This is a genomic window from Micrococcus sp. 63XJN7_6_ISO-PGPR-S23-444, assembly GCF_058072765.1.
In genome coordinates this window covers 1,303,404-1,316,784 of record NZ_CM176516.1, presented here as the reverse complement: position 1 = coordinate 1,316,784, position 13,381 = coordinate 1,303,404, and the positions used below count along the sequence as shown (strand labels likewise).

11 protein-coding genes are annotated in these 13,381 nt (G+C 74.2%); 5 read left to right on the top strand and 6 right to left on the bottom strand.

Going from position 1 to position 13,381, the window contains the following annotated elements:
• Positions 1-9: 9 nt before the first annotated feature.
• Positions 10-627, bottom strand: coding sequence for a hypothetical protein (locus AC3RJ9_RS06080; RefSeq protein ID WP_036380977.1), 618 nt, complete (start codon positions 625-627; stop codon positions 10-12).
• A gap of 85 nt (positions 628-712) precedes the next feature.
• Complete coding sequence (locus AC3RJ9_RS06075; protein WP_063188928.1) at positions 713-2,251, bottom strand: DUF349 domain-containing protein; 1,539 nt, start codon at positions 2,249-2,251, stop codon at positions 713-715.
• 174 nt (positions 2,252-2,425) lie between these two features.
• Between AC3RJ9_RS06075 and hisS the strand changes: the two genes are divergently transcribed.
• Entirely contained in the window at positions 2,426-3,802 is a 1,377-nt protein-coding gene (gene hisS / locus AC3RJ9_RS06070; RefSeq protein WP_036313678.1) for a histidine--tRNA ligase, read from the top strand.
• A gap of 60 nt (positions 3,803-3,862) precedes the next feature.
• Here the strand turns inward: hisS and AC3RJ9_RS06065 are convergent, their stop codons facing one another.
• Positions 3,863-5,164 (bottom strand): APC family permease, encoded by a 1,302-nt coding sequence (locus AC3RJ9_RS06065; protein WP_123243933.1) that lies wholly within the window; start codon positions 5,162-5,164, stop codon positions 3,863-3,865.
• Positions 5,165-5,309: 145 nt separating this feature from the next.
• Here AC3RJ9_RS06065 and aspS point away from each other — a divergent pair, with 145 nt between their 5' ends.
• Positions 5,310-7,124, top strand: a complete 1,815-nt coding sequence (gene aspS, locus AC3RJ9_RS06060; RefSeq protein ID WP_078025478.1) for an aspartate--tRNA ligase — start codon at positions 5,310-5,312, stop codon at positions 7,122-7,124.
• A gap of 23 nt (positions 7,125-7,147) precedes the next feature.
• On the opposite strand, the gene dtd is transcribed toward aspS, so the two are convergent.
• The 3 genes from dtd to AC3RJ9_RS06045 form a co-directional block, all read right to left on the bottom strand.
• Entirely contained in the window at positions 7,148-7,600 is a 453-nt protein-coding gene (dtd, locus tag AC3RJ9_RS06055; RefSeq protein WP_044659818.1) for a D-aminoacyl-tRNA deacylase, read from the bottom strand.
• Between the two features lie 44 nt (positions 7,601-7,644).
• Entirely contained in the window at positions 7,645-9,384 is a 1,740-nt protein-coding gene (locus AC3RJ9_RS06050; RefSeq protein WP_063188934.1) for a choice-of-anchor I family protein, read from the bottom strand.
• 139 nt (positions 9,385-9,523) lie between these two features.
• Positions 9,524-10,114 (bottom strand): DUF1697 domain-containing protein, encoded by a 591-nt coding sequence (locus AC3RJ9_RS06045; RefSeq protein WP_020621558.1) that lies wholly within the window; start codon positions 10,112-10,114, stop codon positions 9,524-9,526.
• A gap of 52 nt (positions 10,115-10,166) precedes the next feature.
• Between AC3RJ9_RS06045 and AC3RJ9_RS06040 the strand changes: the two genes are divergently transcribed.
• From AC3RJ9_RS06040 to rpsD, 3 genes are all read left to right on the top strand, one after another.
• Positions 10,167-11,564 carry a replication-associated recombination protein A gene (locus AC3RJ9_RS06040; protein WP_041103678.1) on the top strand — a complete coding sequence of 466 codons (1,398 nt, stop codon included), beginning with the start codon at positions 10,167-10,169 and terminating at the stop codon, positions 11,562-11,564.
• A gap of 172 nt (positions 11,565-11,736) precedes the next feature.
• Positions 11,737-12,300, top strand: coding sequence for a general stress protein (locus AC3RJ9_RS06035; protein ID WP_020621560.1), 564 nt, complete (start codon positions 11,737-11,739; stop codon positions 12,298-12,300).
• A gap of 284 nt (positions 12,301-12,584) precedes the next feature.
• Entirely contained in the window at positions 12,585-13,211 is a 627-nt protein-coding gene (gene rpsD / locus AC3RJ9_RS06030) for a 30S ribosomal protein S4 (RefSeq protein ID WP_036313685.1), read from the top strand.
• Positions 13,212-13,381: the final 170 nt, after the last annotated feature.

Genomic DNA, 13,381 nt, shown 5'->3' with positions numbered 1-13,381 from the left:
CTCCCGGCCTCAGTCGGGGACGTCCAGCGCCGCCAGCAGCGCGCCCAGCCGGCGCCGGGCCGCCACGACGCCGGCACGGCGGGTCCGGCGGGCCAGCCGCTCCCGCAGCCCGGCGGCGCCGTGGGCGCCGATCACGGCGGCCGCGCGCCGCGCCGCATCCGGGTCGGCGCTGAGCAGCAGGTCTTCGACTGTCCGGGCGGGCGTCGTGACCCGCACGGGGCCGAAGCGGAGCACGTCGTGCTCGGCGGGGGCGACGCCCGTGGCATCGGCCGCGACGTCCGACTGCGTGAGCGTCCAGGGCAGCAGGCCCCCGCCGGCGGGGCGCCGGTGGAAGTGCGGCACGGCCGCGTGTAGCCGCCCGGGCGCCGCGCCGCCGGCCAGGATCCAGGCCGCCGACGGGCCGATCGCGGTCCAGCCGGCGGCCAGGAGCGGGCCGCCGAGGGTCCACAGGGCAGCGGCCCGGACCGCGGGATCGTCCGCGGCGTCCGGCCGCGCCCACACCCCGGGCAGCAGCGGCCGCACGGCGCCCCGCGCGCCGAGCGCCTGCAGCTCCGGCTCCGTGAAGGGGTCGCCCGCCAGCACGAGTGCCCCGGTCGGGGCGGTCTCCTCGATCGTCACGGTCGTCATGCCCGGATCCTGCCAGAGACGGGGACGCCCCCGCGGCCGCCTGTGGACAGGCGGGCCGCGGGGGCGTGCTCGAGACGGGTGGGGCTCAGCGGAGCTCGGAGGCCGAGGCCTCGAGGGCCTGCTTCCACTGCAGGCGCGCGTCGAGCGCCTCCTGGGCCTTCTTGACGGCGCGCTGGTCGCCCCGGGCCTGGGCCCGGGCGAGATCCGCCTCGAGCCCCGCGATGGTCTCCTCGAGCTGCGTGAGGGCGGAGTTCGTGCGGGCCTTGGTCTCCGGGTCGGTGCGGCGCCAGTGCTCGTTCTCCGCCTGCTTGAGGGCGTCCTCGAGCTTGCGGAGGCCCTCCTCCATCCGGCGGACGTCCCCGCGGGGCACGCGGCCGGCATCCTCCCACCGCCCGCGCAGCTCGTTGAGCGCGCGCCGTCCGGCCTTGACGTCCGTGAACGGGAGCAGCTTCTGGCCGTCGGCGAGGATCTGCTCCTTCACCTTCAGGTTGGCCCCGTACTCGCGGTCGATCTCCTGGTTCGCGGCCTTGCGGGCGGCGAAGAAGACGTCCTGGGCGGCGCGGAAGCGGGCCCAGAGGGCGTCGTCCTCCTTGCGGGAGGCCCGGGGGGCGCGCTTCCACTCGTCCATCAGGTCGCGGTACTTGCCGGCGGTCACGCCCCAGTCGGTGGAGGTGGACAGCTCCTCGGCACGGGCGATGAGACGCTCCTTGACCTGCTTGGCCTCGGCCGAGGCGGCGTCCAGCCGGGAGAAGTGGGCGCGGCGGGTCTTGTCGAACGCGGTGCGGGCGCCGCGGAAGCGCTTCCACAGGTCGTCCTCGACCGACTTGGCCAGACGCGGACCGGCCTTCTGGGCGGCCTTCCACTCCTCGAACAGCTCCGTCATGCGCTTGGACGCGGTCTTCCAGGGCATCCGCTCGGCCGGGGTCTGGGCGAAGGTCTCGGCCTCGGCGACGATGGCCTCGCGGGTGGCCAGCTGCTCGGCCTGGGCGGCCTGCCGGGCCTCCTGTTCCGCGGCGCGGTAGTCGCCCAGGAGGGTCTCCAGGGCCGCCAGGCGGGTGCGGAGGGCGTCCATGTCGCCGACCATGTGGCGCTCGTTCACCGCGGTCGTCATCTGACCCAGCGCCCGGCCCAGCTCACTCGAGGGGGCGCCGGCGGCGATGCGCTGCTCGAACAGGGCCATCTGGGCGCGCACGTCGTCGTACTTGCGCACGAAGTACGCCAGCGCGTCCTCGGTGCTCGCGTCCGGCACCTGGCCGACCGCGTGCTCCTCCTGCCCGTCCAGCAGCGTGACGTGGCCGTCCTCGCTCACCCGGGCGAACCTGGCGGCCTCCTCCACCGGGGTGGGCGGCACGGTCGGGGCCACGACGGGGGTCGGGGCGGCGGACGCGGCGGCGGGCGTCGCGGGGCGCACGGCGGCCGGGCTGGCCTTCTTCATCGCGGCCGGGGAGGGCACGGCGGGCGCCTCGGCGGGCTGGGAGGAATCACCGTGCGCCGGCGCGTCGGGGACGACCTCGGGGACGGGCCGGGCCTCGGCGGGCACGGTCGGCTCGGCGGCCTCGGCCGACGCGGGGGCGGCCTCGGTGGCGGGGGACTGCTGGTCGTCGGGCTGCATGTGATTGGTCACCGCTGGAACTCTCCCTGACTGCGCCGGCACGCAGTCGTCGAGGGATGCGGCCGGTCGGGATGGACACGAACAGGGCCAGCGTACCGGGCCGGACAGCGCCCGCGCCTAGAATGGGCCGGTGCGCCGGCGGGGGACCGTCGCGCGTCCCCGCCGTCGTCGTCTCGAAGGATCGCCATGTCCCGCAAGGCCTCCCTGTCCGGTTTCCACGAGTGGCTGCCCGCCGAGCGGCTCGTGGAGCAGCACGTGCTCGACACGCTGCGGCGGACCTTCGAGCTGCACGGGTTCGCCGGCATCGAGACCCGTGCCGTGGAGACCCTGGGCCAGCTGCTGCGCAAGGGCGAGGTGGACAAGGAGGTCTACGCGGTCTCGCGCCTGGCCGAGGACGAGGAGGTCGCCGCGGGCCTGCGCGATCCCAAGGACCCGGCCGACCCCAAGCGCCTGGCCCTGCACTTCGACCTCACCGTGCCGTTCGCCCGCTACGTCGTGGAGAACGCCGGCCACCTCGCCTTCCCCTTCCGTCGCTACCAGATGCAGAAGGTCTGGCGCGGGGAGCGCCCTCAGGAGGGCCGCGCCCGCGAGTTCACCCAGGCGGACATCGACGTCGTCGGCGACGGCGCCCTCTCGCCCCGGTACGACGCCGACGTCGCACTGGTGATGGCCGAGGCGCTCGGCGCCCTGCCGATCGGCGACTTCCTCATCCGCGTGAACAACCGCAAGCTCGCCGAGGGCTTCTACCGGGGCATCGGCCTGGAGGACACCGCCGGCGTGCTGCGCAGCATCGACAAGCTGGAGAAGGTCGGCCCGGAGGAGGTCGCGCGGCTGCTCCAGGAGGAGGTCGGCGCGAGCCCCGAGCAGGCTGCGCAGGCGCTGGCCCTGGCGGACATCCGCACGTCGGACACCTCGTTCGTCGAGCGGGTCCGCGCCCTGGGGGTGACCCACGAGCTGCTCGAGGAGGGGCTGACCGAGCTGGCCGACGTCGTCGCCACCCTGCACCGCCGCGCCCCCGGGCGCGCCGTGGCGGACCTGTCCATCGCGCGCGGCCTGGACTACTACACGGGCACCGTCTACGAGACCGTCCTGGTGGGCCACGAGCAGCTCGGCTCGATCTGCTCGGGCGGCCGCTACGACGCGCTCGCGTCCAAGGGGAACCGCGTGTTCCCCGGTGTCGGACTGTCCATCGGCGTGACGCGGCTGGTGATGCGCATGCTGTCCCAGCAGATGGCCGTGGCCTCCCGCTCCGTGCCGACCGCGGTGTACGTGGCGCTGACGGCGGACGAGGACTGGTCCGAGGCCCAGGACGTCGCGGCCCTGCTGCGGGAGCGCGGCATCCCCGCGGAGGTCGCGGTGTCCGCGGAGAAGTTCGGCAAGCAGATCAAGTATGCGGACCGCCGCGGCATCCCGTTCGTCTGGTTCATGGGTCGGGACGACGCCGGCGCGCGGGTCCACGAGGTGAAGGACATCCGCTCCGGCGAGCAGCACGCCGCGGACCCGGCCGACTGGACCCCGCCGGCCGAGGACCTGCTGCCGCAGGTCGCCCGCGCGCAGGACTGAGCGGACGCGGCCGCTGTGCCGGCCCCGGTGTGCGGCGGCGGTGGGTGTCTGCGCGTCGGTTCACCGGCCCCGGCGCCCGGCCCGCACGAACGCGCGCCCGCCCACCCCGATCAGGAACACGCCCGCCATCGCGGCCACGGACATCGGCGGCAGGCTGAGGGCGAGCAGCAGGCACAGGGCCAGGCCGAGGACGTTGACGGCGCGGGGCACGCGCAGCGGGCGCAGCGGGCGCGGCCGGGCCGGGCGGCGGCCGTCGTCGTCCCCGCGCAGGGTCAGGGCGGACAGGTTCGCCACCGCGTAGTAGACGAGCACGCCGAACGAGCTGAAGCCCACCACGGTGAGGATGTCCGTGGTGAGCAGGAGCAGGATCACGGCCGCGGCCACCGTCAGCTGAGCCGTCCACGGCGTGCCGGTCCCCGCATGGACCCGTGCCAGGGGGCGGGGCAGGTCGGACTCGCGGGCCATGGCCAGGGCGGTGCGGGAGATGCCCGTCAGCAGGTTGAGCATGGCCCCGGCCGCGGCGAGGGCGGCGCCGGCCACCGCCACCCAGCTCCAGCCGGAGCCCAGGGCGGTCTCGAGCAGGTCGCGCACGGGCGCCGGGGACCGGGCCAGCCCGGAGGTCCCGAGGCCCGAGATCAGCGCCGTGGCGAGCAGCAGGTACAGCGCCACGGTCACGGCGAGGGCGATCAGGATGGCGCGCGGGATCGTGCGTGCGGGGTCGATGACCTCCTCACCCATGGTGGCCACGCGCGCGTAGCCGGCGAACGCGAAGAACAGGACGCCCGCGCCCATGAGCACGCCCTGCACGGGGGAGTCGACGCCGAGCGCCGCGGCCGAGCCCCCGGGGGCCTCGCGCGCCAGGCCTGCGCCGATGGCCAACACGAGCACGGCGAGCACGGGCACGAGGATCGCCAACGTCGCCTGCGCGGTCCGCGTCACGCCCGCCATCGCCACCCCGGTGAGCACGACGACGGCGGCCACGCCCGTCCACCGGGCCGCGGCGGCGTCGTCGGGGAAGAGGTACAGGCCGAGGGTGGCCGCCATCGCGGCCACCGACGCGGTCTTGCCCGTGACGAAGCCCCAGCCGGCGACGAAGCCGGCCCACGGGTGCAGCTGCCGCCGGCCGTAGACGTAGGCGCCGCCGGACTCGGGGTGGACGGTGGCCAGCTGCGCCGTGGACAGGGCGTTGCACAGGGCCGCGACGGCCGCGACCGCCAGGGCCCCGTACAGCAGGCCGGGGTGGCCGCCGGTGAGCGCGGCCGCCAGGCCGATCGCGGTGAACACGCCCGCGCCGATCATCGAGCCGAGGCCGATCGCGACGGCGTGGAGCAGGGTCAGGCGGCGCTGCAGGGCGGCGGTCATGACGGGGTCCTCCTGGGCTGGGGCAGTGTGGACGGGGCACTAGACTGACGGGAACGGCGCGCGCCCGCCCCGCAGGCGTATCACACGGCGTCGACCATCACATGAACCCCGCACATCGTCCGGCGACCGGACGGAGAGGATCCTCGTGCTGCGCACCCACTCCCTCGGCGAGCTCAACGCCTCGCTCATCGGCCAGACCGTCACCGTCACCGGCTGGGTGGCGCGGCGGCGAGACCACGGCGGCGTGGCCTTCGTGGACCTGCGCGACGCCTCGGGCTTCGCCCAGGTTGTGGTGCGGGACGAGGCGGACTTCGACCCGCTGCGCAACGAGTGGGTTCTGCAGGTCACCGGCACGGTCGAGCGCCGCCCCGAGGGCAACGAGAACCCGAACCTTCCCTCCGGTGAGATCGAGCTGATCGCGGAGACCGTGACGGTGCTCAACACCGCCGCCGCGCTGCCGTTCCAGGTGGACGAGCACGTGGAGGTCGGCGAGGAGGCCCGGCTGCGCCACCGCTACCTCGACCTGCGCCGCCCGCAGCCCTCGCGCATCATGCGCCTGCGCTCCGAGGTCAACCGGACGGCGCGCGAGCTGCTGCACGGCGAGGGCTTCGTGGAGGTCGAGACCCCGACCCTCACGCGCTCGACGCCGGAGGGCGCCCGCGACTTCCTCGTCCCGGCCCGCCTGGCTCCCGGCTCCTGGTACGCCCTGCCGCAGTCGCCGCAGCTGTTCAAGCAGCTGCTGCAGGTGGGCGGGATCGAGAAGTACTACCAGATCGCCCGCTGCTACCGGGACGAGGACTTCCGCGCGGACCGTCAGCCCGAGTTCACCCAGCTGGACATCGAGGCCTCCTTCGTGGAGCAGGATGACGTGATCGCCCTCGGCGAGAAGATCGTCAAGGCCCTGTGGGCCCTCGTGGGCGTGGACGTGCCGACGCCGATCCGCCGCATGACCTACGCCGAGGCCATGGAGAAGTACGGCTCGGACAAGCCGGACCTGCGCTTCGGCCTCGAGCTGACGGACCTGACCGAGTACTTCAAGGACACCCCGTTCCGCGTGTTCCAGAACGAGTACGTGGGCGCCGTCGTGATGCCGGGCGGCGCCTCCCAGGCCCGCCGCACCCTCGACGCGTGGCAGGAGTGGGCCAAGCAGCGCGGCGCCAAGGGCCTGGCCTACGTGCTCATACAGGAGGACGGCGAGCTGACCGGTCCGGTGTCCAAGAACATCTCCGAGGAGGAGAAGGCCGGGCTGGCCGCCGCCGTGGGCGCGAACCCGGGCGACTGCGTGTTCTTCGCCGCCGGCAAGCCGAAGGAGTCCCGCGCGCTGCTGGGTGCGGCCCGCGTGGAGATCGGCCGTCGCTGCGGGCTGTTCACCGATGCCGGTGACGGCGTGGCCGCGAAGGACGCCGACTGGGCGTTCGTGTGGGTCGTGGACGCGCCGATGTTCGAGCCGGCGGCCGACGCCGTGGCCTCGGGCGACGTCGCCGTGGGTGCGGGCGCCTGGACCGCCGTGCACCACGCGTTCACCTCGCCCAAGCCGGAGTTCGCGGACACCTTCGACACCGACCCGGGCGCGGCCCTGGCGTATGCGTACGACATCGTGTGCAACGGCAACGAGATCGGCGGCGGTTCCATCCGCATCCACCGTCAGGACGTGCAGGAGCGCGTGTTCGAGGTCATGGGCTTGTCCCCGGAGGAGGCGAACGAGAAGTTCGGCTTCCTGCTCGAGGGCTTCAAGTACGGCGCCCCGCCGCACGGCGGCATCGCGTTCGGCTGGGACCGCGTGGTCGCCCTGCTGGCCGGCACCGACTCGATCCGCGAGGTCATCGCGTTCCCGAAGACCGGCGGCGGCTTCGACCCGCTGACGGCCGCACCGGCGCCCATCACCGCCCAGCAGCGCAAGGAGGCCGGCGTCGACGCGCAGCCGGAGCCGAAGCAGGCCGAGGCCGAGCCGGAGGCCTGATCCGGGTCCGCGGCGGGCCCGCCTCAGCCGCGCCGCGGACCGGCCAGCTCGTCCGAGTCCACGATCAGCGTGAACGGCCCGGAGTTGGTGAGGGAGACGTCCATCTTCGCGCCGAACACCCCGCGCTCCACGCGCACGCCGGCGGCCTCGAGCTCGGCCGTGAACCGCTCGTAGAGCGGCTCGGCCTGGTTGCCCTTCGCCGCGCGCGTCCAGGACGGCCGCCGGCCCTTCCGCACGTCGCCGTACAGCGTGAACTGGCTGACGACGAGCGCCGGGGCACCGGCGTCGGTGAGGGACCGCTCGCCGTCGAGCATGCGGAGCCCGGCCACCTTGCGGGCCACCTGGACGGCCTCGGCCTCGGTGTCGTCGACGGTCACGCCGAGCAGGATCACCAGCCCCTCGCCCTCGAAGGAGCCGACGACTTTGCCGTCGACGGTCACGGACGCGGAACGGGCGCGTTGCAGAACGGCTCTCATGCAGCCATTCTGCAACGCGCCCGGAACCGGTCCGCGTCAGCGGATCACTGACGACGGGTCGGATTCACCTCGTACACGGTGGTCGAGCCGGAGACCTCGTTGGCGACGATCAGCAGGGCGGTGCCGGAGGGGGACTCGTCGGCCGGCACGAAGGTCAGGCCCTCGGCGCCCATGTCACCCAGGCCGGCCGTGGCGTCGTCGCCCGCGGCATCCCAGTCACGGTCGTTGACGTAGTCCACGTAGGTGGCGTTCCGCGGGTCGGTGATGTCGAAGACCACCACGCCGCCGATGCGCTCGAGGCCCACGAACGCGTAGGTGCGGCCCTGGATCGTGCCCACCACCACGGACTCGGGCTCGGGGCCCTTGTCATCCGAACGGGAGTCCCCGGACGGGGTCTCGTCGTTGTTCGCGTTGAACGCGTGCTCCGGCAGCTCGCCGGCGGCCACGAGCCGGGCGATCTGCTCCTCGATCATGCCGGCGGAGTCGAACAGGCGGGTGCCGTCCGCGGTGTAGATGGAGAAGGACCGGCCGCCCAGTGTGGTCAGGGAGGAGTGGCACTCGCGCTCAGAGTCGTAGCCGAGGTCGGTGAGCACCTTCAGGCGGCCCAGGGCATCCTTCTTCTGCAGGGCCTTGGCCCCCGGGAACTCGGCGGCGCACAGGTCCAGGTCGCTGACGCGCTCGGAGTCGTTGAAGTCGCCCCACTCCCGCCCGTCACCCTCGTTGGCGGTGACGACCAGGTTCTGACCGCGCCAGCGGTACGTGTCGATGCCGTCGGGCATGGGCAGGCCGTCGACCGGCCAGTGGCCCAGCTCGATGCCGCCGTCCTTGTCCGAGGCGTCCAGCACGCCCTCGGTGGACCAATCGGTGGGCGTCAGCGCCCAGAGGTCCTCCAGCGTGGCGGACTTCAGGTCCACGACGGCGACGGCGTTGGCCTCCTGCACGGACACGTAGGCGGTGCGTCCGGTCGGGTCGACGGTGACGTACTCCGGCTCGAGGTTGCGAGCCACCCGACCGGCGGGCTCGTGACCGGCGGGCACCGCCATATCGGGGCCGGAGACGCGCACGCCGGCGGGCAGGGCGGTGCCGGCGTCGTAGGCGCGGAAGTCCACGGTGCGCACCGCGTCCTGGGTCAGGCGGGAGAACTGCCGGGCGTTCTTCGGTACGGAGACCACGGAGATCGTGCCCTCCGGGTCGACGGAGAAGTCGTCGGCCGGTTCGCCCTCGTTGGCGACCACCACGTACGCCCCGTTCGGGGAGAAGGCCAGCGAGTCCGGCAGGGCACCCACCCGCACGCCGCCGAGGTAGCGCAGGGTGGTGGTGTCGAAGAACACGACCCAGCCGTGGTCGGTCTTCTCGGCGGCCTCCACGGCGACGGCCATCACGCCGCCGGAGACGGCCACGGAGTTCACCGTGGCGCCCTTGTCCGTGACGGAGCCGTCCGCGGTGCGCAGGCCCTCGGCGGAGAGGGTCCGCTCGGCCACGGGGGCGGCGTCGGCGCCCAGGCGCATGACGTCGACGGCGCCGCGCTGCGCGTTCACCACGAACAGGCGGCCGGAGACCGCGTCGAAGGCCGGGATCTCGGCGGCGGACTCGCCGAACACGCCGGTCTCGTGGGTGCCGGCGCGGGTGAGCTCGATGCTCTTGCCGGACGGGTTGGCGGCGATGGCGGCGCGCTGGGCCGTGGCCGAGTGCGGGGCGGGCGCGCTGAGGGAGGCCGGGGCGAGGAAGGCCGTGGACAGGGCCGCGGCGGTGACGGCCGTGGCGAGGCGTGCGAGGCGAGGCATGGATGCTCCAGTCAGGGCAGGGAGGCGGAGGACGGGGTCACCCCATCGCACGGATGTGAACGGACCGTGACGTCCCGGCCAGCGCGCGGTGTCCCGCGGGTGTCGACGCCCCGGACGCCCCGCGTGCCGTCCGCCGAGGTCAGTCCTCGCTCGGCAGCCCCGCGAGCACCCGCACCGTCGTGAGGTTCCGGGCCGTGCCGCGCACCCCGAGCGCCCGGTCGAGGCGAGCCGGGGTGAGCGGGGAGTCGGCGACCCCCGCGGCGCAGCGCATCCACAGCAGCCGTCCCTCCAGGGCCGTGCGATCCGGCCCCGCGGGTCGGCCATCCCCGTGGTCGAGCGCGGCCAGGGCGGCGGCCGCCTCGGGTGCGGGGTCGTCCTCGAGCACGGTGAGCTGGGTGCGTTTCGGCTCGCCGCCGGCCCAGGGGAGCGCGTCGTGCAGCTCCAGGGCGCGCCGGAGCGTGCCCACGTCCACGAGGACCACGGGGACGTCGAGGCCGCCCTCCTCACGCGCCCGCCGCGCGAACCCCTGCCGCACGCCCTCGGCGGCCGCGTCGGAGGACGCCCGGAACAGGACGTTGCCGCTGGCCAGGTGGGTCGTGACCGCCTCCCCGCCGGCGGCCCGGGCCCAGCGGATCAGCGTGTCCTTCCCGACACGGTTGCTCCGGCCCACGTTGATCCCGCGCAGCAGCAGGACATGGGTGTGGTCGGCGCGCGGGGCGGCGGGGCTCATGCGGCCAGGATGCCACCCACGCGCCCGCGGGCCGAGGACTACCCTGGACCCGATGGACGACCTCTTCAGCGCCGCGCACAACGGGGCCGACGACGACGGCCCGGCCGGCACCGTGGCCGCCCCGCACCCCGGCGCACCGCTGGCCGTGCGCATGCGCCCGCGCACGCTGGATGACGTGCTGGGCCAGCGGCACCTCATGCGGCCGGGCTCCCCGCTGCGCAAGCTCGCTGAGCCCGATCCGGACTCCGCCGCGGGACCGAGCTCGGTCATCCTCTACGGGCCTCCGGGCATCGGCAAGACGACGCTGGCCCACGTGATCGCCCGCGCCCCCGGGCGCACGTTCACGGAGCTGTCCGCGATCACGGCCGGTGTGAAGGACGTGCGGCAGGTGATGGAGCAGGCCCAGCGCGAACGGGACCTCTACGGGCGCACCACCGTCCTGTTCCTCGATGAGATCCACCGCTTCTCCAAGGCGCAGCAGGACGCGCTGCTGCCGGGCGTCGAGAACCGCTGGGTCGTGCTGGTGGCCGCGACCACGGAGAACCCGTCCTTCTCCGTGATCGCACCCCTGCTCTCCCGGTCGCTGCTGCTCACGCTGCGTCCCCTCACGGACGACGACATCGTCGGGCTGCTGGACCGTGCCGTGACCCAGGAGCGCGGGCTCAACGGCGCCGTGGTGCTCCAGGACGACGCGCGGGACTACCTGGTGCGGATGGCCGGCGGCGACGCGAGGCGGGCGCTCACGGTGCTGGAGGCCGCGGCCGGCGTCGCCCTGGACAAGGCGCGCGAGGCCGGCCGGGCGGGGGAGGGCGCCGTCGCGGTCACGGAGGAGGACGCCGCGCAGGCGATGGACCACCACGTCCAGCGCTACGACAAGGACGGCGACCAGCACTACGACGTGATCAGTGCCTTCATCAAGTCCATCCGCGGCTCGGACGTGGACGCGTCGATGCACTACCTCGCCCGGATGCTGGAGGCGGGGGAGGACCCCCGGTTCATCGCCCGGCGGCTGATCATCTCCGCGTCCGAGGACGTGGGCATGGCCGACCCGACCGCGCTGCAGACCGCCGTGGCCGCCGCCCAGGCCGTGCAGCTGATCGGCATGCCGGAGGGACGCATCATCCTGGCGCAGGCCGTGACGCATCTGGCCACCGCGCCGAAGTCCAACGCGAGCTACACCGCCGTGAACGAGGCGATCGCGGACGTGCGGGCCGGCCACACGGGCGCGGTGCCGGCGCACCTGCGGGACGCGCACTACCCCGGCGCGGCGGCCCTCGGCCACGGCCAGGGCTACGTCTACAGCCACGACGAGCCGCACGCCGTCGCCCGTCAGCAGTACGCGCCGGACCCCCTGGTCGGGAGGGACTATTACCGGCCCAAGCCCATCGGACACGAGAAGCGGCTCACCGAGCAGGTGGCCGCGCTGCGCCGGATCATCCGCGGCGACTGAGCGCGCGCCGGGCCCGGGGGCGGACGCCTCGGGCGGCCGCGCGGAATAAAGACGCCCGGATCACCGGTTGTCCAGGGATGAGCGGGGCGGTCGACGTCGGCCCGCCGACTCCTCGCCCGCTCGCGCCCCCATGCACCACCGACGCACAGAAGGAACAGAAGGAGCCGCCCCCATGACCCAGTCCACTCCGCAGCAGTCCACCCCGCAGCACACCGCCGCGCAGCAGCCGGCCCCGTACGGCCGCCCCGGCGCCGGCGGCCCCGCCCTCCCGCAGGCCGACTACCGCATCCTGCGCTCCGTCCCGGCCTACGCCGAGGCCCAGGCCCTCGTGGACCAGCTCTCCGACGCCGGGTTCCCCGTGGAGCGCGTGCGCATCGTGGGCACCGGGCTGCGCTCCGTGGAGCAGGTCCTGGGCCGGATGACCACCGGCAAGGCCGCCGTCCGCGGCGGGCTGCAGGGCCTGTGGTTCGGCCTCCTGCTCGGCCTGCTCTTCTCGATCTTCGCCCCCGGCTTCGGGTTCCTCTGGATCCTGCTGATCTCCCTGGGCCTGGGCGCCCTGTGGGGGGCGGTCTTCGGGGCGATCGGCCACGCGGCCACCGGCGGCAGGCGCGACTTCACGTCCCTGCAGACCATGGAGGCCGAGTCGTACGACGTGCTGGTCGAGGCCTCCCACCTGGACCAGGCCGGTCAGCTCCTCGGCGCGGACCCCGGCACCGCGGCCACGCCGCGCGCCTGAGCCCCGGCCCGCCCCGTCGTCGTCGCTCTGGTAAGGTGGACCGGTCTGGCAGGCGCTGCGCCCCGGACGCATCCCCCTCGCTCGGATCCCCGCGGACGCCCGCGTGCCCGGGCGAGGGACGCGCAGCGCATCAGTGGATGACGGGCGGCGGCACGCCCCTCAGCTCTCCTCAGGATCGCGGGGAGGCCAGGTTCGAGGCCCCTTGACCCGTGCGCCCCGGCGCCCGGACGAGACCTCGAGACAAACCCGAACCGTGCCGCACGTCAAGGAAAGGCAGGTCCACCATGAGTGGCAACCTTCGCACCCGCCGCACCGTGCGGCACTCCCGCGCCCTGGGCATCGCGCTGACTCCCAAGGCCGAGAAGTACATGGAGCGTCGTCCGTACGGCCCCGGCCAGCACGGCCGTGCCCGCCGCAAGCAGGACTCGGACTACGCGGTGCGCCTCAAGGAGAAGCAGCGTCTGCGCGCCCAGTACAACATCCGCGAGGCCCAGATGCGCCGCTACTTCGAGGAGGCCAAGCGCACCGCCGGCCTGACCGGTGAGAACCTGGTCGAGCTCCTCGAGCAGCGCCTCGACGCCCTCGTGCTGCGTGCCGGCTTCGCCCGCACCATCCAGCAGGCCCGTCAGCTCGTCGTGCACCGCCACATCATGGTGGACGGCAAGCGCGTGGACGTCCCCTCGTTCCGCGTGAAGGAGGGCCAGATGATCCACGTGCACGAGCGCTCGGAGAAGATGGTCCCCTTCCAGCTGGCCGCCGCCGGCGCCCACCAGCAGGTCCTGCCCGCCACCCCGGGCTACCTGACCGTGGAGATCGACAAGCTGCGCGCCACCCTCACCCGTCGCCCGAAGCGCTCCGAGGTCCCCGTGACCTGCGAGGAGCAGCTCGTGGTCGAGTACTACGCGCGCTGATCCGCCGCGGCCGGGTCCGTCCCGGACGACGGCGCCCCGCGCGTCCCGCAGGCCCGGTCACCTCTCGGAGGTGACCGGGCCTGCGGCGTCCCCCGGGCCCGCCGCCGGGGATCGGCGCCGCGCCCGGTAAGGTGGGGCCGGAATCCCTGCCGTCCGAAGGAGGCCCCCGC

What these genes read in the sequence shown, in the direction of transcription:
- rpsD (WP_036313685.1), top strand. Translation starts at nt 12,585, where the DNA reads ATGAGTGGCAACCTTCGCACCCGCCGCACCGTGCGGCACTCCCGCGCC.
- AC3RJ9_RS06080 (WP_036380977.1), bottom strand. Translation starts at nt 627, where the DNA reads ATGACGACCGTGACGATCGAGGAGACCGCCCCGACCGGGGCACTCGTG.
- hisS (WP_036313678.1), top strand. Translation starts at nt 2,426, where the DNA reads ATGTCCCGCAAGGCCTCCCTGTCCGGTTTCCACGAGTGGCTGCCCGCC.
- AC3RJ9_RS06050 (WP_063188934.1), bottom strand. Translation starts at nt 9,384, where the DNA reads ATGCCTCGCCTCGCACGCCTCGCCACGGCCGTCACCGCCGCGGCCCTG.
- dtd (WP_044659818.1), bottom strand. Translation starts at nt 7,600, where the DNA reads ATGAGAGCCGTTCTGCAACGCGCCCGTTCCGCGTCCGTGACCGTCGAC.
- AC3RJ9_RS06040 (WP_041103678.1), top strand. Translation starts at nt 10,167, where the DNA reads ATGGACGACCTCTTCAGCGCCGCGCACAACGGGGCCGACGACGACGGC.
- AC3RJ9_RS06065 (WP_123243933.1), bottom strand. Translation starts at nt 5,164, where the DNA reads ATGACCGCCGCCCTGCAGCGCCGCCTGACCCTGCTCCACGCCGTCGCG.
- AC3RJ9_RS06045 (WP_020621558.1), bottom strand. Translation starts at nt 10,114, where the DNA reads ATGAGCCCCGCCGCCCCGCGCGCCGACCACACCCATGTCCTGCTGCTG.
- AC3RJ9_RS06035 (WP_020621560.1), top strand. Translation starts at nt 11,737, where the DNA reads ATGACCCAGTCCACTCCGCAGCAGTCCACCCCGCAGCACACCGCCGCG.